This is a genomic window from Pseudomonas sp. UFMG81 (assembly GCF_015354575.1).
Taxonomy (GTDB): domain Bacteria; phylum Pseudomonadota; class Gammaproteobacteria; order Pseudomonadales; family Pseudomonadaceae; genus Aquipseudomonas.
Genome location: NZ_JACAFQ010000014.1, coordinates 1 through 20661, shown reverse-complemented (window position 1 = coordinate 20661; position 20661 = coordinate 1). Strand labels below are relative to the sequence as shown.

The 20661-nt window shown below is 57.0% G+C and carries 14 protein-coding genes and 5 pseudogenes; 5 read left to right on the top strand and 14 right to left on the bottom strand.

What is annotated here, in order from left to right:
* Window positions 1–116 precede the first annotated feature (116 nt).
* Window positions 117–662 (top strand): cytochrome b, encoded by a 546-nt coding sequence (locus tag IX761_RS12875; RefSeq protein WP_194789966.1) that lies wholly within the window; start codon window positions 117–119, stop codon window positions 660–662.
* Window positions 663–838: 176 nt separating this feature from the next.
* Here the strand turns inward: IX761_RS12875 and IX761_RS12870 are convergent.
* The 9 genes and pseudogenes from IX761_RS12870 to IX761_RS12840 all read right to left on the bottom strand — a co-directional run bounded on the left by IX761_RS12870 (window position 839) and on the right by IX761_RS12840 (window position 9191).
* Window positions 839–1997: pseudogene (locus tag IX761_RS12870) on the bottom strand (IS30 family transposase).
* Window positions 1998–2086: 89 nt separating this feature from the next.
* Entirely contained in the window at window positions 2087–2293 is a 207-nt protein-coding gene (locus IX761_RS27130) for a hypothetical protein (protein ID WP_228533512.1), read from the bottom strand.
* Between the two features lie 198 nt (window positions 2294–2491).
* Window positions 2492–3490, bottom strand: a complete 999-nt coding sequence (locus IX761_RS12865) for an NAD(P)H-dependent flavin oxidoreductase (protein WP_194789965.1) — start codon at window positions 3488–3490, stop codon at window positions 2492–2494.
* 342 nt (window positions 3491–3832) lie between these two features.
* Window positions 3833–4006: pseudogene (locus IX761_RS27620) on the bottom strand (LysR family transcriptional regulator); the annotation flags it as partial.
* Window positions 4007–4222: a hypothetical protein gene (locus IX761_RS12860; protein ID WP_194789964.1), complete on the bottom strand. Its 216-nt coding sequence runs from the start codon at window positions 4220–4222 to the stop codon at window positions 4007–4009.
* 222 nt (window positions 4223–4444) lie between these two features.
* Window positions 4445–4975, bottom strand: coding sequence for a hypothetical protein (locus IX761_RS12855; protein WP_194789963.1), 531 nt, complete (start codon window positions 4973–4975; stop codon window positions 4445–4447).
* A 95-nt stretch (window positions 4976–5070) separates the two neighbouring features.
* Window positions 5071–5739: a DUF3313 domain-containing protein gene (locus IX761_RS12850; RefSeq protein WP_194789962.1), complete on the bottom strand. Its 669-nt coding sequence runs from the start codon at window positions 5737–5739 to the stop codon at window positions 5071–5073.
* 43 nt (window positions 5740–5782) lie between these two features.
* Window positions 5783–7084: an OmpP1/FadL family transporter gene (locus IX761_RS12845; protein WP_194789961.1), complete on the bottom strand. Its 1302-nt coding sequence runs from the start codon at window positions 7082–7084 to the stop codon at window positions 5783–5785.
* Window positions 7085–7166: 82 nt separating this feature from the next.
* Window positions 7167–9191: an alkyl/aryl-sulfatase gene (locus tag IX761_RS12840; RefSeq protein ID WP_228533510.1), complete on the bottom strand. Its 2025-nt coding sequence runs from the start codon at window positions 9189–9191 to the stop codon at window positions 7167–7169.
* A 648-nt stretch (window positions 9192–9839) separates the two neighbouring features.
* On the opposite strand from IX761_RS12840, the gene IX761_RS12835 reads away from it, so the two are divergent.
* Entirely contained in the window at window positions 9840–10130 is a 291-nt protein-coding gene (locus IX761_RS12835) for a hypothetical protein (protein WP_194789960.1), read from the top strand.
* 772 nt (window positions 10131–10902) lie between these two features.
* Window positions 10903–11196 (top strand): annotated as a pseudogene (locus IX761_RS12830) (MFS transporter); the annotation flags it as partial.
* 251 nt (window positions 11197–11447) lie between these two features.
* On the opposite strand, the gene IX761_RS12825 reads toward IX761_RS12830, so the two are convergent.
* From IX761_RS12825 to IX761_RS12810, 4 genes and pseudogenes are all read right to left on the bottom strand, one after another.
* Window positions 11448–11858: a hypothetical protein gene (locus IX761_RS12825; protein WP_194789959.1), complete on the bottom strand. Its 411-nt coding sequence runs from the start codon at window positions 11856–11858 to the stop codon at window positions 11448–11450.
* A gap of 2 nt (window positions 11859–11860) precedes the next feature.
* Entirely contained in the window at window positions 11861–14086 is a 2226-nt protein-coding gene (locus IX761_RS12820; protein WP_194789958.1) for a hypothetical protein, read from the bottom strand.
* Entirely contained in the window at window positions 14083–15672 is a 1590-nt protein-coding gene (locus IX761_RS12815) for a site-specific integrase (RefSeq protein ID WP_194789957.1), read from the bottom strand. The genes IX761_RS12820 and IX761_RS12815 overlap by 4 nt, the downstream gene beginning before the upstream one ends.
* Before the next feature lie 11 nt (window positions 15673–15683).
* Window positions 15684–16799: pseudogene (locus IX761_RS12810) on the bottom strand (site-specific integrase).
* Between the two features lie 149 nt (window positions 16800–16948).
* On the opposite strand from IX761_RS12810, the gene ettA reads away from it, so the two are divergent.
* The gene (gene ettA, locus IX761_RS12805) at window positions 16949–18643 is read left to right on the top strand and encodes an energy-dependent translational throttle protein EttA (protein WP_194789956.1); all 1695 of its coding nucleotides are present in this window, start codon (window positions 16949–16951) and stop codon (window positions 18641–18643) included.
* A gap of 309 nt (window positions 18644–18952) precedes the next feature.
* Complete coding sequence (gdhA, locus tag IX761_RS12800; protein ID WP_194789955.1) at window positions 18953–20293, top strand: NADP-specific glutamate dehydrogenase; 1341 nt, start codon at window positions 18953–18955, stop codon at window positions 20291–20293.
* Between the two features lie 277 nt (window positions 20294–20570).
* Here gdhA and IX761_RS27120 read toward each other — a convergent pair.
* Window positions 20571–20661, bottom strand: a pseudogene (locus IX761_RS27120) (GreA/GreB family elongation factor); the annotation flags it as partial.

Below are 20661 nucleotides of genomic sequence, written 5' to 3'. Positions count from 1 at the left end.
GGACCTTCAGACTTCCTTAAGGCGTGTCGGGCAGGTTGTTGCTGTTCGTTCGGGTGGCCCAGGAAGCCGGCGCTGGCCCTGACGAACGCCAACTGATAACAACGAGGCCCTGGATTATGACCCGCAAAATGACTCCTGATCGTTACGGAAGGCTCTCGATTGCCCTCCACTGGTTAATGGTCGCGCTATTCATTGGCATCTACTCCTGCATCGAGATTCGTGGGCTGTTGCCCAAAGGCCATACCTGGAAAGGAGCGCTATTAGGCGTTCACGCGTTGTTGGGAATGACCGTCTTTGCGTTGGTGTGGGTCCGTTTGCTCGCTCGCGTCACTCCAAAACCACCCATCGTTCCACAACCCTCCAGTTTGCAATCGGGCTTAGCGGCATTGATGCATCTGGCTCTTTACGGCCTGATGATCCTGACGCCATTGCTTGCATGGCTGATGCTTGGCGCGGCGGACAAGCCGGTGCCTTATTTCGGCTGGCTTCTGCCTTCACCGGTTCCTGTCGATCCCGCACTGGCACGGCAGCTCAAGATAGGGCACGAATGGTTAGGAAATGCGGGCTACTGGCTAATCGCCCTACATGCTGCGGCGGGCCTCGTTCATCATTACTGGATGAAGGACAACACCTTGAAGCGGATGCTGCCCTGGCGATCCTGATCTGGACACTCCTGACGAGGAGATTTCTCACGGGCCGGCAGCCAGCGCTCGCCGACGCCTGGTTGCTATGGGTCGGAAGTAGTCGCTCAGGCCTGGCCTCAAGCCGTCCTGATGTGAAGCGGCAGCAACAAGGGGAGGTCGAGAACAGCAGTTAACGTCCGCTATGGGTTGTGGATTCAACCGGTCGATGCAACAGATTGGCTAAATCGTTCAGCGGGCGTTTCGTAGTTTAGTGTTTTTCGAGGGCGGCTATTTAGCTGCCTTGCTACTTCATTGAGTGTGGCTTGCGAGTGTTCCGCTAGGTCGGTTCCTTTCGGGAAGTACTGCCTTAACAACCCGTTGGTGTTCTCATTCGATCCCCGTTGCCAAGGACGATGAGGATCGCAGAAGTAAACCTTGATGTCGGTAGCCACCGTAAAGCGCTTATGCTCAGCCATCTCTTTGCCGCGATCCCAGGTCAGCGATTTGTAGAGTTCTTGGGGTAAGTTACGGGCGTTTTCGATCAGGGCGCTGATGACCGTCTCGCTATCCTTTCCGTCCAATTTCACCAACATTACGTAGCGGGTATGACGCTCCACAAGAGTGGCAATTTGGCTGTTCCTGCTACCGCACAGCAGGTCACCTTCCCAGTGACCTGGCACCGCCCGATCCTGAGCCGCGGCCGGGCGTTCGCGGATCGATACCGCGTCTGTGATTCGACCGTGATTTTCTTTCTTCTGCGTGTGATGGCGCGAGCGACGCATGGCTCGCGTTCGCCGTAAATGCTCAAGCAACTCCTTCTTCAGAGCCCCGCGAGCCTGTATGAAGAGGGTGCGATAGATCGTCTCGTGTGACACCTGATAGCTCGTATCGTCCGGGTAGGTGCGCTTCAGCCACCGGCAATTTGTTCCGGTGACCACTGCAATTGAAGCTTGTCTGCAACAATTTGCGCCACCGCTCGGTGCTCAACAAGCTTGCAGATCTTGGATCGATGGGCGCGATCCCAGGCAGCCTGATCCGCTCGATTAGCCCGGTAGCCTCCTTGGCCACCGTTACGCCTGATCTCACGACTGATCGTAGAGGCTGCTCGTCCTAGCAGCGCGGCTATGGAACGGATCGAGTTACCTGCCACCACTGCACGCGAAATCTCTTCGCGTTCAGCCAACGTCAGCGCCAATCTGGACCTGCGACGTACAGCGGGTCTGATCCCCCGGTCTCCGCCAAGATGCGCTGTATCGATGAGTGGTTCCGATCAAATAGTTGGGCGATGTGCTGGAGAGAGTCGCCTTTTTGCCAGTGATCCCACATCAGTTTTTTCTGGCTTTCGGTGTAATAGATCCGAGGTCTCTGCTTCATCTGCAACACTCCTTCTGCTTACATAGAATTTAGTTGTGTTGCATCGACCGGTTGAATCCACAGTCGTAAGCAGCCGTTGGTATCAACATTTACTGAAGGGGCCGTGCTGGCCCTCCAAACGCTCGAAGTTGGTACTCCGAGACTGCCTGGAACAATGACTCCGCCAACATTTTAAGGCGCTCGACCTCATCGGGCGGGCTCTCTGCGGCTTTGGCTTCGTGGTACCGTCGCAATGCCTCAATGGCCTGCTGCATCAGCGGCTCACCCGCCTCTATCTTCTCTCGCAAGTTGCCCATGCTGCCCTCCCGTTGTGACCTGGGCAGTATAGGACTGCCTAGCAGGTCAGGCCGTTAGCTGCCAACCGTGGAGGGTAGCTAACGGCCAACAGCTGCCTGTCGGCGGATGAGAGTCGCGCTGGCTTATTTTTGAGTAGCTGGTCCTTAAGGAGAGCCATTGCGCACTGTAAACAGGAATCTTGACGTTCAAGAGGAGCCTCAGACTTCGCAGTGGAGAAGGTCCATTCGCTGCATTGCCCGCTGCGCATCGTCAAGCACTTCATCAAAGATGACTTCCACCGACTGCACGGCGTTGGCAAACACCACCGATGGACCATAGTCGAGCATGCCAAGACTGCTGTCCCCAGTCAGGTAGGCTTGGGTCGTGAGCGTTCCCATTACATGCGGACGGTAGCGTTCGAAGTCGCTTACTCCTATCGCATCCAGGGCAGCAACCGCCTTGGCGCTTTCATTGTTCAGCACCCGGTGATGCTGCCGCAGCCCGGTCTTCACAACGACGCTATCCGTACCATCGCTCTGAACCAGTAGATCCTTGTACTGGGGGTGAATCCACAACTCCTCCGCTACCAACATTCTCGAACCCATCAAGACGGCGTCTGCCCCCATCATCAAGGTCGCAGCCAACTGACGGCCTGTCCCTATTCCTCCACCAATGACCAGTGGAATGGAGATCTCGTTCGCAGCATGGGGCGCCTGGACCATACTGCTGATGCCATACGTTCCGGGATGGCCGCCACTGTCATTGCCGACCACGATCACTGCATCCACGCCAAGCCGCGCAGCAGATCGTGCGTAACGGACGGCAGGAACCTTGTGCAGGACCTTTAAGCCAGCATCCCGCAGGGCTGGAAGTATGTCTTCGGGGCTTGCGCCCGAGGTCTCTACGCAAAGGACCCTTTCTTCGGCAAGAACCTTCACATGCTCTTGCAAGCGTTGCGTTGCCTCGGCTTGAGCTGAAATATACAGGTTTACGCCGAAGCCCTTGCCGGAAGTCAGCTCGCGGCATTTTCTAAGCTGTTCACGAAATACGTGCGGATCGGGAAAACCAGCAGCAACGATAAAACCCATTCCGCCAGCATTGACCACAGCTGCGACGTAATTCGCGTCGGAGACACCAGGTCCCATACCGCCGCACAGGATGGGATGGCGAATGCCGAGCATTTCGGTGATGCGCGTTTTGAACAACTGGCTTCGCACGAGAGTTCTCCAGCTAATTGACGGCACGGGGGGCGATCCAATTTGGACGAAAGAGGTCTAACCCACGCGACAGCCGCACAGAATCGGAAGGTCATGACTTTATAGCTGAACATCCGTTCAGTAGCAAAGAGGCAAGCGATTGACCTGTACGTATTGCGGTAGCAGACATGCCAGGTCTATTAACTGAGGGCAGCAACCGGCCAGAAGCGGACATTGGGCCTGTTACCTTCCCTGGAGCACAACTAGGCTCATGACGGTGCCGCCAAGCCCTCCAAGGTGTTTGGGCTGAGCGTCTAATTACACCTGCTAGCCATCGAGTTGCAGCCGTGACCGTTTCACTGGGAGTTGATAGCCCAAGGAAGGGGCCGCAGGTAAACCGGTAAGTAGAGTGAGATGGGTCGGCAGCCCGAGACTGGATCGAAGTGTCACTCCTAACCCCGTGGTGACGGCCGCCCAGATAGCGCTAACACTGGGGCTGGTCAAAGCGATTCGCCAACGGATAACCGTAACGTCCAACTATTCGAGAATTACCTGGTTAGCCAGCTCTTCACAGGCCTTAAGATAAGCAGCATCCGCTCGTTTCAGAGCTGACTTCGCTTCATCGTCAGAATGCGCCAGATAAGCTTTTTCGGCGCTCAAGCGAGCCGCTCGTGCTGATTTAACCGCGTCCAAGTAAGGTTTCAGTAGTCCATCATCGGCAATGAACATCGGCGAGATCCATTCATTTTTCATCAGCTAAAGCCAAATTATAGATTTTTCGTGCTTGGCGCAAACAGGTGGCAGAGAGACTCAAACAACTGACAAATTCAAACGCTTCTTCCCAGCATGGCTAGCCTTAGCCTGCCAGATGCTTAGATTTACTAGCCGCGCAGGGTAGAGCGGATGGCCACCTTCTACCCAGAGCGGATTGCCAGTCGCGGCTTTGAGGATTCCCCTTGCACCAGCGTGCGGATCTCAAGCGCCTTCCGCAGACTTAGCAGGTTTTGGCGGCAGTGGACCAATGAACATCGCTTTCAGTCGATCTCGGCCGATGACCCGTGCCAGTTCGGCGATTACGCAGTACATGAAAATCAAGGTCAAGAGCAGGATCTGAATGGCCCAGAAGCGCGGCCAGTTCATCGAGGACCATAGAAGCGAGTTAGCATCCATGAGGCTCGGCGTCTCTTTCCAGTAATCGTAAAGCCGCTCCAGGTAATGAACGACGAGCGCGACCAAGGCATACATGAGGGTTTTCCAGCTGACATTCCATATCAGCGGTTTATCCGGAAATCGGTTGATGAAGGGCAACATGTCTGCCACTAAGACAGACTTGCCGAGAATCAGAGATGCAATCAGCACTGACGCAGAAACGGGAAGGTCCACTCCCGAGCCTTTGATCATGAGTGAGCGAATCAAGGCAACGATGTGCAGAATGATGAAGAAAAAAATGGTCGGGGGAAGGGCCTTCATGAATTCATGTTTGATCTTCAGCAGCACGGTATTCATTGTCGCTCCTTCAGAAAGTGAAACCCTTTACTTGGAATCTACTCAAAACCTCTGAGTCCTCCTGCCTAAATCAGTTCGGCAGGAGGACATTCGAGCTATTTTTTCAGCGCCTGGAACGCATTGACCATGTCTCTCGCCCAACCATCGAGTACCGCGCGAGCATCCTTGGCCTGCATTACTTGCGAGGAGTTTTCCAGGTCGGCGCCGGCGCCTTTGCGTACTACCTCGGCGACAACTTCATTAGAGCGCCCGTCAATGAACGCAGCCTCAGTGGCGACACTGGTGTCCTGGTCGCGAATACCGGTCGCCGTGCTGATACCAGCAGCGACCAGTGCGATCGGGATTACTTCATACGGACGCAGGCCCTTGGTTTTGGCGCTTACCCCTGTGATTGCCGGACGCACCACCAGCACCCCAGGTCCCGGACTGGTAGCCAACGGCAGGGCCTTGGAGAACTGGGTCTTCAACGCCTGATCGTAGTACTGGGTGATCCCTTGCAAAGTCTGCTGCGGGATCTTTTCGGTTGGTTGAGGCTTGGGATAGAACTGGCTGGGTTCGACATACACACTGTTGAACTGGCTGACATCAATTCCTGGCTTGATCCAGCGCATGACCGCCGCACCCGATGGCGACTTCTCCTCCTTGAGTTTACTGTAGTCCTTAAGAAAGCCCGAATACTGGTCCGGCTCGACGTACTTGCTGGCACAACCATGCAGCAGTAGCGATGCGAGGCACAGTGTTGCAACCAACGATTTGCTCTTCATGCAACTTCTCCTTCTGCGTTAAGCGGGATTCAGCGAAAAGCCTTCAAAAACGCCAGGTAGCACCGCCGCCGATGATATGTAAGGCGGCGTTGTCATAGCTGCCCGACAGGGAGTTGCCGGAGCGCGCTTTTGTTTGCTCCACGTCCATGTCGCCGAGCCAGACCAAGGTGTAGGCCATGTGCAAATCGAAGCCTTCCTCAACCTGGTAGTTCACCCCGGTCGCGAAGCGCCAGGCCTCGCCCATTGGGTTGTCGACCGTACGGTCCTCGTCATCGACAGCCGAGCTGTCGTAGCCGACGCCAAAGCTCCAACGCAGCTGCTTGCTGATCTGGTACTGAGCGCCGACCGAGGCATGCCAGGTATCCTTGTACTGGCGATCGACCGTGCGGCTGACGTCTGCGGTGTTGGCATCCACCTCCACACCGATTTCCCCAAACTCGCTCCAGTCCTGCCAGCCCAGGCTTCCCAGCAAAGTCCACTGCTCGTCCAGCTGGTGGGCCACGCTGAGGGTCACGGTCTGCGGCACATTCATGTCCAGTTCCAGCGTGTCGACGTCCAGGCGGTTCAGCGCGGCATTGATAATCGGGTTGTTGATGTCGCGGACGTGCGGGCTGTCCTCGAACTCCAGCTTCACCTTGCTGGTGTAGGCGAGGCCCAGGCGCGTGCGCGGGTCGAGCTGGTAGAGCAAGCCCAGGTTCAGGCCGGCGCCGAAGTCGGTGTCCTTGTATTCGAGCTGGCCGTCCGGGCGGTCCACCAGCCCAAGCAGACTGTTGTTGATGGCCATTTCGGTGCGGTAGTAGCCCAGCATCATGCGTGGGCCGAAACCCATGGTGAGGTCGTCGGTGACTTTGTAGGCGAAGGTCGGCTGGAACGAAATGCCGATCACCGCCGCCTCCTGGGTGAAATATCGCCCAGCCCAGTCATCGTCATAGTCCAGGGCCAAGCCGAAGTTGCCGTACATGCCGAAACCAATAGCAGAGCGCTCGTCGATTTGGTGGCTGATGAACAGGCTGGCCCCCGGCAAGTACTGTAAGGCGTTGCCGCCTTCATTACCATCAAACTGGTTATTGCTGTCACGAGAGAAGCCAATGTCGCCGAAGATCACTTGGGCATTGGCGCTGATCTGCGTGCCGGGAAGCAGTGCGATGCCAGCGGGATTACTCATCAGCACACTGGGGTCGGTAGCCAACGCCGCCGAGCCGGCATTGGCCAAGCCGTTACCTTCCTGTCCGGCTTCATAGATGAAAATGCCGCCAGCCAACACACTGCCGCTCTGGAACGTCAAGAAAAGCAGTGTTGCGGGCACCAACCTTTTAGCAAGGCTAACTGAATACGTCGTGGTCATAGTCCCTTACTCCGCACTTAAAAAGAGCAGGACACCGACGAATCGGTGTCCTGCTTGACGACCAACTGCGTCAAGGGAGCAATCAAGGTGTAACGATCGGGAACCAGAACTCGAAGTTATCCATGTAGCTCATCAGCTCCTCAAGCTTGCTTTCGGCGCCATCAACCTTCACATCGCCTTTGCTGACAGCGTCCTTGAGCGTGGTCTGCTTGAGCATGATGTTGTTCAAGGTGTCACGAGTCAGGCTGATGGTTGCGTCGGCATCCTTCGCTTGCACGCCCTCGGTGTGGTTGAGAACACCGTTGACCATCTCTAGCGTGTACTTCTGCTTGAGGTCAGTGAAGTCCAGATTGAGGGTGATGTGCTTGTCGCCCACTTCAGGTCCTTTCAGGCGCATGGCCAGGAAGTCGAAGAACAGGTCCAGGTCCATCGCCTTGACGGTGTCGGGGCTAGCCGTGTCCGGTGTTGGCAGTTTCTGCACACCATTGCGCAGTTCCTGGGCGCCGGTCAGGTAGAAGTTGCGCCATGGGCCACTCTCGGCCTGATAGCCCAGTTGCTCCAGCGTGTCGGCTTGCAGGTTCTTCGCCGCCTGATTGCTCGGGTCGGCGAAGACCACATGGTTGACCACTTCGGCCACCCAGCGGTAGTCACCCTTGTCGTAGTACTCTTTGGCCTTTTTCAGCACAGCGTCGGCACCACCCATCATATCGACGTAGCGCTTGGCTTGTTCATCCGGGGGCAGTTCCCACAACGTAGCAGGGTTGCCGATGAACCAGCCCAGGTGCAGCACATAGGTGGCCTTGACGTTGTGGTTCAGCGATCCGTAGTAGCCACGGTTGGAGAAGCGGTTGGCAATCGATGGAGGCAGCTTCACCTGCTCGGCGATCTCGGTCATGGTGTAACCCTTGTTCGCCAGACGCAGGGTCTCATCGTTGATGTAGCGGTACATGTCCCGTTGCGAGGACAGCTGGTCCTTCACTTCCTTGTTGCCCCAAACCGGCCAGTGGTGCATGGCGTACATCACTTGTACGTCGTCACCCCAGATTTTCAGCGCTTCGTTCAGGTATTTGGACCACGGCAGCGGTTCGCGAATCTTCGCACCACGCAACGAGTAGGTGTTGTGCAAGGTGTGGGTGGAGTCCTCGGCCGTGTTGAGGGCCTTTTTCTCCTTGATGTAATAGAGCATCTCAGCCGGTGCTTCACTGCCCGGCGCGTAGAGGAACTCATAAGTGAGGCCGTCGATTACATGCTTCTCGCCGGTCTTCTCGATGATGTCGGTCGGCGGGATCAGGGTCACGGTGCCAGCGGAGGTGGTGGTGCCCAGGCCGGCACCGAGCTGGCCGGTTTCACTCGGCGGCAGTAGGTTGCCGTACATATAGCTGGCACGCCGGCTCATGGCGGTGCCAGCCATTACGTTCTCGGCCACGGCGTGTTCCAGGAAGCCCTTGGGCGCGTAGATCTTGACCTTGCCGGCCTTGACGTCCTTCTCGTCCACCACGCCGCGCACGCCGCCGTAATGATCCACATGGCTGTGGGTGTAGATCACCGCCACCACGGGCTTTTTCGGCCGGTGCTGGTAGTACAGGTCCAGCGCTGCCTTGGCGGTTTCCGAGGAGATCAGCGGGTCGAAGATGGTGATGCCTTCCTTGCCCTCGACGATCGTCATGTTCGATAGGTCGTAGTTGCGCACCTGGTAGATGCCATCGGTGACTTCGAACAGGCCAGAGATATTGATCAGCTGGGACTGGCGCCACAAGCTCGGGTTGGTGGTGTCTGGTGCCGCTTCGCCTTCTTTGATGAAGGCGTATTTGGCCGGGTCCCAGATCAAGTTGCCCGATGCGCCCTTGATCGGCTCTTTCGGCAGAGGCGCGATGAAACCCTTGTGAGCTAACTCAAAGGAGGTCTTGTCATTGAACGGTAACTCCTTGAGCAGCGCGTCATTGGCCGCCTTGGTTGCAGCGGTAGCCGGCTTGGCCTTCTCTTCCGCCCAGGCCTGCGATGCCATGGCGATGGCGGTCGCCAAGAAGAAAGTTGAACTGACTTTCCACAGGCGGCTCGAACTCGATGGAGAACTCTGACGGGAAAACGCTTTTACGGCCAATCTCATAACAAGCTCCTTTTGCCTACTAGATACGCCGTGCCGATTAGGGCAACTGCCAGCGAGGATTTCATGCTGCTTAGATAGGCTAGCTACGATTGCGGGTTAGTCCAAATCGCGATTAGACTTTTTTGAACCCGCCCCCACTTAGGAGCAAAAGGCCACTACTGCTGGCTCAGTACACTTTTCCAAAGGGGTGGATTGCTATCAACTATGGCCCGCGACAAGCCAACATGAGCCGTCCCCGAGTAGGTGTTCGTGCCTGTCCGTTGCTACGAGAACCTTTTGCTGATTTCTGCCCCCCACGAAGGGCAGCTTTGGGTCGATTGCAGCCCTTCGCGAATGTCCGCTATGGGTTGTGGACCATCACGACTGGCGGTCTGGCCATACAGCGGTCGGGCCGAGGTCGGACCAGCACGGCTTGGCGATTCCAGAATGGCCAATCTACGGAGGAACATCTAGAGTTGAATTTGCTCCCACGCATGGAGGCAATTCATTTATTTGTAGGTTTCAGTCCACTTCTCCCGACCCCTCGCGGAGAGGTGGATTTTTTTTGCCAACATGCCTCTAGCGCGGGTGGTTTACAGTTTCGGAGTAACGGTGTGGCTAACTGCGAATGCTTCTGCCTTACTTAAAGCTCCACTTAAGGAGCAGGGCATGCGAAATCGAGGTGACACCTATTGGGAATGGGCCGATCTAGGGCTGCACTGCCGGAGCCATGAAGAAGAGCTTGATGACGGCTCGACGATCGATGTGCAGGTCAGGCTATCCCGCGAGGGTGTTACACAGATGTTCATCGGCGTGTACGGCAGCGACGGCCAGTCTCTGTATGAGGAGGCGCACAACACCCGCCCAGGACAATCGATGACCCGGGCTCTTGCCTGGGGCGTTGGCCGGGCTGGCCAGATCGCGGAAAAATCCAACCCGATTAGCGCGAAGATTAGATAGATCGCGTTTCATTCGCTTCCCCCAATCCTCTTGCGGAAAAGCGGCTTTTTTGCTTGTGCTCAATATACCTAGGACGGCCAAGATCGCGCGTGGACAACAGCGTCGTTGAGAAGTCGCAGAAAGTGCTCTTCTCAGGTTTTGTGACTTCAGGTCGACCGTACACTAACGGTCTACGAGCAAGTCAACGGCGCTCTTTTTGAGGTTAGAGAAAGATGGTAGCGGCTATCCAGACCCACAGGACGGTTCCGAGAAGGCAACACAAGGCGATTACGCGGATGGTCATAGCGTCACCAACGCGGCTCTTCGGGAACGAAGGCTCCTACATTGCATTTTTTAAAGCACGTTTATCTTCCTAGCAGCTCTCGCGCCTTTCGCACGACACTCAGGACAGCATAGATCATTCCTAGCAGCTCATGCTGCGCGGCCGGCTGCGAAGGTAAGCTGTTATTGAGCGACTTTAGGTTTTCGATCTTGATCTGGTCGTCGTTTCTGCCCCTCTCTGTGCCGTCGTCCGCGGCAAAGGGCATTACGAATTGGAATGGGAATTGCTCTGCGTGAATGACCATCTCTATGAGGGGCGCGGGCCATGCTATTAGAGGAGATTTACATCATCGCATTTACGGTTCTGACAGCTGTTGCCGTTGACGTCGTAGCCATATGTGTCCATTTACACTCCAAAAGGCGCCCGTAGTTGGGGGCAGCGCCCCCAAAAATTGGGGAGCGAGCGGTGTCCATTTGAGGTTTGGATTATTCGCTTCTCCATCGATACGATTTGCCGTACGCGAACCTCACCTGGACAGTTGTCCTCGTCGTACCGATCGGCCTGATCATGTCCTCGGCGTTCTCTGCGCTGGTCGTATACGCCCAGGAAGCCGCACCGGGTCGTGTCGGCATGATCTCGGGCGTGATGTTCGGCTTGATGTTTGGCATCGGCGGCATTGCTGCCGCAGGCCTTGGTGGGCTAGCTGACAGCTACGGAATCGAATGGGTCTACAAAGCTGCGTCCTTCCTCCCACTTCTTGGGTTGGCAACGGCCTGTCTGCCTTCAACCAAGAAAAGAAGTTGAGACGCTTGTTTCTTCGCAAAATATCCACGGTTCGCAGAGGCGTCCTTCGAAAAGGATGTGTCAGGCGATTTCAAGATGGGTGAGCAAGCAGGTCCTCCGCATCGTATTTGTGGAGGGCTCTAATGCCTAGAAATCTAGACATTAAGGTGGGATTTCTTGCTTATTGCCTAGATTTCTAGACATTACGCCATGACTTGTCCCCAGCTTCGGTGAGTCTCACTGGTCGAGTGCGGCGAAATTTCCCAATTGCGCTATCGCTTCCTGCTCATCTTCTTTTGAAGCTGTGAAACCGGCCGCTCCAACATCGATTGTGTTAACCCGTGCATATCCGCATTGGCTTGCCAGATCAAAAACCGGCTATGCATATCTCGAACAGCAGCTAACAGCTTCTGATTGGTCGCTGTCAATTTCTCAATGTGTTCGTTGGCTGCCTGAATATCGCTAATCCAGCCCGGCTTTAACTTCTGAGCCTTCAATGCCGCCTTGCAATTTTTCATCGCTAAATTCACGGCAGGTAGATTCATCAGGGACTGGCGAGCACGGCTGATGCCCAGCTTTTCTTTGCAGGCCTCAACGAGCAATGGCCAGGTCAGCTTCGGCTCTGACCATTCCTCAATCAGCTTAATGATACGTTTCTCATCCTTTGGCGTTAAATGCCCCATCGTTAACCCTCGATCTCATCCAGCAAAGCCACGACGTCATCCAACGATGGCAACGCCTCTTGCAGCTGATTCTCTTCAATGAATTTGACTTCGATCAGCCCCGACATTGCGGCGGCGTTCTTGGCCAGCGTCCAACCGTTATCGGCGTTCCACACAATGGCGCCGTTTTCTAGTTCGGGGTTTTCCAGCGTTTGGATGAACGCCTCGCACTTATAGAGCTTCTCACCCAGCTTTTTGGCCGACTCCGATGCCCCAAAAACACCCCGAGACTGCGCATCCAGGGCATTATCGAGGCGGAGTTTAAGATCGTTGCGTTCTTCCTTGAGGTTGCCCAGCTTCACGTCATCCCCTTTGACGCAACCGAGCAGCCCGCAGTCCAAACAGGCTCCCATTTTCGGGCAGGGCTCGGAAGCAAAGTTGTGCACACAGACGCCTAGATGGGTTTGATGGATAATGCGGTCCTGCTCACCCTCGCGCAGTTCCTTCACATCAACCAGGCTCAGCGGCTGATTGGTTTTGACCTTGTCCAGACGCTGAGTAGCGGTTCTGTGCTTCGTTTTGGGGTGGTAAGCCGCAACCCCTTGGGTGCGTTCCTCGATAGTTTCATGGTTGTAGATCGATCCCATCGTCGTGCGCCCGGAGAAGGCGTCAATCAGGAGTTGCGACAGACCGGCCTGGTGCATCCGCGTGTTCAATTCGTGCCGAAACGCATGCGTCTTGACCTTGACACCGGTGTAGCCATAGCGCTCGAACAGGCTTTTCTTTTTCGGGTTGTTCGTACCGCCTAACTGCACATTCAATCGTCCAGTGTTCGCCGCGATCTCCACGCCAAAGTCGTGTGGGCGACCTGAGTTTTCAACCAGTGCTCCCGTGCGCACGGTGAACAACGCATCACGGTACTTCACCCGAGCTTTGCCTTCCGTGTATGGCGTGGTATATGGAAAATTCTTTGGAAGATACTTCTCCCGCAACAGCACATTGAGCTTGCGCAGCGTGATCACACGCCGGTCTTCAAGCTCAACACGCTGCACTCCTGGCCTGTCCTCGACGAGGATCTTCTTCCCTGTGGCTTTCCAAGTGTCACGGATCTCGGCCAAGAGGGCTCGGGCGGCGGGGCTGAGCGCATTTTGCTTCTCCATACCTTTCAGGAACGCGGCATTGAATACGTATCGCGGTGTGTGGTGCTCATGAACAAAGAGTTTCAACGCGGCACAGGCTTCGGCGTACGTGAGCGGTTCATCAGGCCCCTTGGGTGGCAGCCCTTCATGGGGCGGAAACTCATCGGGATGGTCTTCCAGCCAGGCGGCGTAAGCCCGCGCCTCATAGGTGATCGGTTTCAGTAACGTGATGGCCCGCTCGACGACCGCCTCCATCTCAGGCTTAACGACGGGTTTCAGCGTCACTTGGTTTATTTTTTCAGCGTACCAGCGCAGAAACATGCGCCGATTTCCCTGGGTATCCTCTTTGAATACCTGGCAATCCAATTCAACATCCGCCAATTCACCTACGCGACTGGGTACACTCAGCATCAGCGCACAGGCGGATGTCACAACGATATCGAGGGGGCTGGTCAATTCGTTACTGAACACGTTTCCGAGGGCTCTGATCGCGTCAGGGTTGGGCAGCTTCTGTTCCCGATCCGCTTTTTGCTGCTTGAGCGTGCCACGCGGCCTCTGCGTCAGCGGAGAGGTCCACCGGAAATCCGACTTGAGCAGTTTTTTGGCCCGCATCAGGGTAATGATGGCTTCAAGTGACTTACCGCAAAGGTATGCGGTGTTGCTTTTTGTCCAGTGACGGTTCATGTGCTCGCATGCTTTATTGCAGACAGCTGCAGACACCCGCGTCACATCCCGCGTGCCGGTCAGTTCGAACAGAGCGATGTCTAACGCCTTCAGGGCTTTCAGCCAGTCATCCACCGTCTTTTTCTGCAAATACACCTTTCGGTACACCAGTATGGCTTTGGCAAACTCCGTGTAAGGTGCTTGCATCGCCTTTGGGGCAGATATGGTCGATCCGAACGCAGTGAAGCTACAGCCTTGGCAGCCATGCGGGTGCCAACTGCCGTCTTCCCAGCGAATACTCGCGCGCACTCGATTCGGAATGCCTTTGGGCAGGGTCTGTTTTGCCCAGTCGATAAACGCCTCGAGCTGAGCTTCCGCAGCCAGTTGGCTCCTGGGCTTAAAATCGACGATGTTGGTCGTCGGTTCAGAATAAAACGCATCGGTCATTCGCCTTTCCTCCCGGATCGGAGCATGGCCTCACAATCCAGAATCACCTTGCGGCAAGCCAGAATGGCCCGATCCCAGAGCACACCGGTTATTTTATCCGTGGCAATGGTTTGCTCCCGGCGACGTTCCAATCGCTCAAGGACCGCGCGGTGATTGGCGTACAGAAGGGGTTGGAATTTTCCGCATGCGTAACAGGTGTACGGCGCATCGAGATGGCAGGCGGCAGTGGCACTGCATACTGCCACATCCTCGATTTGTCGATCCGCTCGATCCCCGTTTTTTGCTGAGGTGCGATCCGTGACGATGATCCCGGTGAACGCATTCGCAACCAAGGCCAGATGGTCGCTCATCTTCGCGTCTATCAACGCCAGCAACTCCGGCGACACGGCGCGGTACTTTCGCACTGACCGAGTATCTTTTTGCATCAAGGCGCGGGCCATCGTCCACTCATCCAGTCCCGCATTGGAAAGGTCCGTGCCGAGGGTGTGCCTGAACCGGTGCCCCCGCGTCACTTTCAGAGGCTGATGGGTGCGAGGCGAAATCGGAAAGCCCTTCATCCTCTCGATGCACCTAAGCCAACGTCTGATCGTGCCTGATCCGACATGAAAGATCGGCTGCGGCGCGTCTTCGAGGTCTTTTTGAAGGGGGCTATCGAGCAAAACAGGGGGATTCATCCGCTCCCAAGGTCCTGCTTCATCATCATTCACTTTCCGACGAAAGAGGGGCACATTCTCAATGGCTGCATTCCAGTCGGCACCGTCTGGATACGTTTGCCACAGTTGCGCCAGAACCATTGCCTTGTAGGCCTGCACGGTGTTGTAGAGGTCCTCATCCAGACTGAATGTTTCGGGCTTTGCTCGCCAACCCGCCTTGTCGTCTTTTTGCTTTGCCCAATGAAACCTTACCTTGCAGCCCTGATCGCTCTTCGTGAAATCACCAAAAATCATCATTCGCACCTGAGCGCCACGCTGCCCGTAAATCATCAACATGCGCAGGTAAAGGTACTGCTCGAAATCTAACTGCCCGTGACCAAACTGCTCATGTGTCCATTGGTGCAGCGCGTCTTGCTCCACCTGCGTGAACGGGCCTTGTTCGGGGTCCAGGCTGAGGATCACATCGTTGCTGGAATGCTTTTTCCTGGGCAGTGCCTGGTAGGCATCGATCAGGGGTTGCGACGGGCGCTGTTCGAGGGATTCGCAGTCGTGCCAAAACGCCAAGAAAGCGGCAATGGCACTAAACTCAGAACTGTTCAAGCGTTCCCGCAGAGCGATCAGGTGATCCTCGTTGAGCGGGTCAATTCCGGCCTGAGCAGCCCGCGACAACACACTTGTGGTGTTTGCAACCGTACCCGCTTCCAGATCGGCCATTCGGTACGCAAGGGCGGCGTGCAACCAAGGCTGCCAATCCGGCGAGACGCAGACAATAGCTGCTTCCCAGTTGACTGATTGATGAGCGGATTTATCCGGTTTCCACATTGAGTGAGTCGGTGTGAAAACCTCCCCGCATTTGGCCAGGCGAGGTATGTTCAGCCATGCATCGAGGCTGTCCTTCGTGGGGGCCTGAAGTGCTTCGACAGCGATGTTCACTCTGAACCTCCTTATGTCGTGCCGGCCTTCTGACGGTTGGCTGTAAACCGCTTGGCCCGTTTCTGTATCGCTTTGTCTGCCTCTTCCTTCCAGAATTTCGCGCCGTATAGGCCGGGCATGTTTGATTCGGGACTCCAGCCGAACATCCATGTTAGTGTCTTTTGAACTTGCGTGGTGCGATCCTCCGGCGTGAGCGCTGCCAGTTCCTCACGCATGCTTTCCAGCATCGTGTAGACTGCGTCATGCCTCAGAATATGTGGGTGCACATGAGCCAGTTCCGGCGCTATTTCTCGGACCCTGGACAGAACACCATCCACTGCCTTGATGGTCAGAGGTCCGCCCTCATTTCGCTTGTGCGCCACCAGCAAAAACGGATGCGTTCTCGCCCGCGATGAGCCGTTACGGGGCTTTCTGTGGCGATATTTCGATTCGTACTCAGTGATCGCGTCATACAGGTCATCGGTCATCACCAGCATGCGTTCGTGAGTTTTGAATTGCGGGGCCATGGTTCGTGGATCGAGACTCTCATCCTCCAGGTTGACCACCGCTAGTTGACGACTGTGCCAGTGAATATCGCTGGTCTTGATCAGCAGCATCTCGGAGCGTCGCAGCCCCATGTCGAGGCCCAGCAGCAAAATGATGTAGTTACGCAGCCTAATGGCTTCATCTGAAAAAGGGTTCTCGGCGCTATCCGGATGCATGATTTTCAGCAATCGAGTCCGCTCCTGACTCGTAAGCCCTTTCATTTCGTCCGTTCGCTTTTTTTTCCATGCAGGACTGGCCGCTTTGATCTTGCGGTTGATGCGCTTCTTGAGATCGTCAATCGCCTCCAATCGTTCTGAGTGATCACCCAACTTGTCATAGAGGAAGGCCAGATAGTCGCGCACCGCCTCGATTCGCTGCTGCGCATGGGCTTTGCCGACGGATTTGTAGGCAGTCGGATGTAAGCGCACCCCCGCATACTTCATGGCCAAGGTTTCTTTGCTAAACCCCGCGTCCGACACAAACCTAGAAAGCTAGTGCTCCATGGTGACGTATAGGTTGGGGTAGTACACAGGGATGTAGTCTTGCACCAGCAGCTTTCTTCGAGCAGCATTCACCACCAGCTCTATGACTTGGAAACCCATGTTGCTCCCTCATAAAACATAACTTTTCTAAGTATAGTCAGGGGCATCGGACAGCCAGCGAAAAACCTAACGTTTTATTTTCCTGTGTTTAAGCGCCTGTCTCTACCCCCTAAAGCACTGAAAATACAGGATTAAAGGAGAATCAAACCATGTCCAAAAGTGACAAAGCAGGCAAAACAGGCTCTTACGTCTACACCATGCATCGGCTGAGCAAGGTCGTGCCGCCGAAGCGGGAAATTCTCAAGAACATTTCCCTGTCGTTCTTCCCTGGCGCCAAGATCGGCGTACTCGGCCTGAACGGCGCCGGTAAGTCCACGCTGCTGCGGATCATGGCGGGCGTCGACAAGGAATTCGACGGCGAAGCCCGTCCGATGCCCGATATCAACGTCGGCTACCTGCCCCAGGAGCCGCAGCTGGACCCAAGCAAGACCGTGCGTGAAGTGGTCGAGGAAGCGGTCAGCGTGATCAAGGACGCCCAGGCCCGCCTGGACGAGGTGTACGCCGCCTACGCCGACCCGGATGCCGACTTCGACAAGCTGGCCGCCGAACAGGCCAAGCTCGAAGCCATCCTGCAGGCCGCCGATGGCCACAACCTGGAGCGCCAGCTGGACGTCGCCGCCGACGCCCTGCGCCTGCCGGCCTGGGACGCGAAGATCGAGCACCTGTCCGGTGGCGAGAAGCGCCGTGTAGCGCTGTGCCGCCTGCTGCTGTCGGCCCCCGACATGCTGCTGCTGGACGAACCGACCAACCACCTGGACGCCGACTCGGTGGCCTGGCTGGAGCGCTTCCTGCACGACTTCCCCGGCACCGTGGTGGCGATTACCCACGACCGTTACTTCCTCGACAACGTCGCCGGCTGGATCCTCGAACTGGACCGCGGCGCCGGCATCCCTTACGAAGGCAACTACTCGGGCTGGCTGGAGGCCAAGTCGGACCGTCTGGCGCAAGAGTCCAAGCAGCAGAGCGCCCACGAGAAGGCCATGAAAGAGGAACTGGAGTGGGTGCGCAAAGGCGCCAAGGCTCGCCAGTCCAAATCCAAGGCCCGTCTGCAGCGCTTCGAAGAAATGCAGTCGCAGGAATTCCAGAAGCGCAGCGAGACCAACGAGATCTACATCCCGGCCGGCCCGCGCCTGGGCGACAAGGTCATCGAGTTCAAGAACGTCACCAAGGGCTACGGTGATCGCGTGCTGATCGACAACCTGTCGTTCGCCATGCCCAAGGGCGCCATCGTCGGCGTGATTGGCGGTAACGGTGCCGGTAAGTCGACCCTGTTCCGCATGCTGATGGGCAAGGAACAGCCGGACGCGGGCAGCATCGAGATCGGCGAAACCGTGCAGCTGGCCTGCGTCGACCAGAGCCGCGAGGACCTGGACGGTGGCAAGACCGTGTTCCAGCAGGTCTCCGATGGCTCCGACATGATCAAGATCGGCAGCTACGAGATCCCGTCGCGCACCTACGTCGGCCGTTTCAACTTCAAGGGCGGCGACCAGCAGAAGTTCGTCAAGGACCTGTCCGGTGGTGAGCGTGGCCGTCTGCACCTGGCCCTGACCCTGAAAGAGGGCGGCAACGTCCTGCTGCTCGACGAACCGTCCAACGACCTCGACGTCGAAACCCTGCGTTCGCTGGAAGAAGCCCTGCTGGACTTCCCGGGCGCCGCCATCGTGATCTCCCACGACCGTTGGTTCCTGGACCGTGTGGCCACTCACATCCTGGCGTACGAAGACGACTCGAGCGTGGTGTTCTTCGAAGGCAACTACACCGAGTACGAAGTGGATCGCAAGAAGCGCCTGGGCGATGCCGCTGCCCAGCCGCACCGTGTGCGTCACAAGAAACTGGCCCAGTAAGCCGGTTTTGCTTGCACAAGAATGGGGCCCTCAGGGGCCCCATTTTTGTGCCTGGTTGGAAAGCGGCGGTGGTCTTTTCGCGGGCAAGCCCGCTCCCACAGGTGCAGCGCAGGTGTTCAGCGTGGCGCCGTCCCTGTGGGAGCGGGCTTGCCCGCGAAGAGGTCAAAACAGAGCGTAGGTTTGTATACAGTTATAGAAAATGCACCAAATAATTTCATAAAAACGACATTGCGCCCTGTCCCAGTGCGATTGGTTCTTGGTACATTCCCAAAAAAACCAAAAACAATCCCTCTTGGTGAGATGTCTACCATGATCGAATCTGTCGACGCCTTCCTGGCCCGTCTGCAACAGCGCGACCCTGCCCAGCCCGAATTCCACCAGGCCGTGGAAGAAGTGCTGCGCAGCCTGTGGCCGTTCCTCGAACAAAATCCCCACTACCTCCAAGCCGGCATCCTCGAGCGCATGGTCGAGCCCGAGCGCGCGGTACTGTTCCGTGTGTCGTGGGTGGATGACCAGGGCAAGGTCCAGGTCAACCGCGGCTACCGCATCCAGATGAGCAGCGCCATCGGCCCGTACAAGGGCGGCCTGCGCTTCCACCCGTCGGTCAACCTCGGCGTGCTCAAGTTCCTGGCCTTCGAGCAGGTGTTCAAGAACTCGCTCACTTCGCTGCCCATGGGCGGTGGCAAGGGTGGTTCGGACTTCGATCCGAAGGGTAAGAGCGACGCTGAAGTGATGCGCTTCTGCCAGGCGTTCATGAGCGAGCTGTACCGCCACATCGGCGCCGACCTCGACGTGCCGGCTGGTGACATCGGCGTGGGCGCCCGCGAGATCGGTTTCATGTTCGGCCAGTACAAGCGTCTGGCCAACCAGTTCACCTCGGTGCTGACCGGCAAGGGCATGACCTACGGCGGCAGCCTGATCCGCCCAGAGGCCACCGGCTACGGTTGCGTGTACTTCGCCGAAGAGATGCTCAAGCGCCAGGACAAGCGCATCGATGGCCACCGCGTGGCGATCTCGGGCTCGGGCAACGTGGCCCAGTACGCGGCGCGCAAGGTGATGGACCTGGGTGGCAGGGTGATCTCGCTGTCCGACTCCGAAGGCACGCTGTTCTGCGAGGCCGGGCTGAGCGACGCCCAGTGGGATGCGCTGATGGAGCTCAAGAACGTCAAGCGTGGTCGCTTGAGCGAGCTGGCCGGTCAGTACGGCCTGGAGTTCCGCAAGGGCCAGACGCCATGGTCGCTGCCGTGCGACATCGCCCTGCCGTGCGCCACCCAGAACGAGCTGAACGCCGAGGACGCCCGCACCTTGCTGCGCAACGGCTGCATCTGTGTGGCCGAAGGCGCCAACATGCCGACCACCCTCGAGGCTGTGGATATCTTCATCGAGGCGGGCATCCTCTACGCGCCGGGCAAGGCCTCCAACGCCGGTGGCGTGGCCGTGTCGGGGCTGGAGATGTCGCAGAACGCCATGCGCCTGCTGTGGACGGCCGGCGAGGTGGACAGCAAGCTGCACAACATCATGCAGTCGATCCACCATGCCTGCGTGCACTATGGCCAGGAAGCCGATGGCAGCATCAATTACGTCAAGGGCGCAAACATTGCCGGCTTCGTGAAAGTTGCCGATGCCATGCTGGCGCAGGGCGTGGTCTGATCTGAGACCCAATCGCCGCGGTTCGCCGCTGCGACAAGCCGGCTCCCACAAGTCATATGTGGGAGCAACGGTCTTGCACAGGTCTTCTGTAGGAGCGGCCTTGCCGGGGCGCCGGACCTGTCGGAAAGGGCCGCATCGCGGCCCCCAGGCTTCTATGTGGCATTCACGATCGCTGGGGCTGCGATGCAGCCCTTTCGCGACACAAGGCCGCTCCTACAGAGACCGCGCAAGATGTAGGGCTTGCCGTCGAAAGGGCCGTGAAACGGCCCCGGAAATCTCAGCTTTCACCGGTGATCTTAACCACCTCGATCATCTGATCCCCCGCCGGCCTTCGCCACAGCACTTCATCCCCAGGCCCGGCCCCCAGC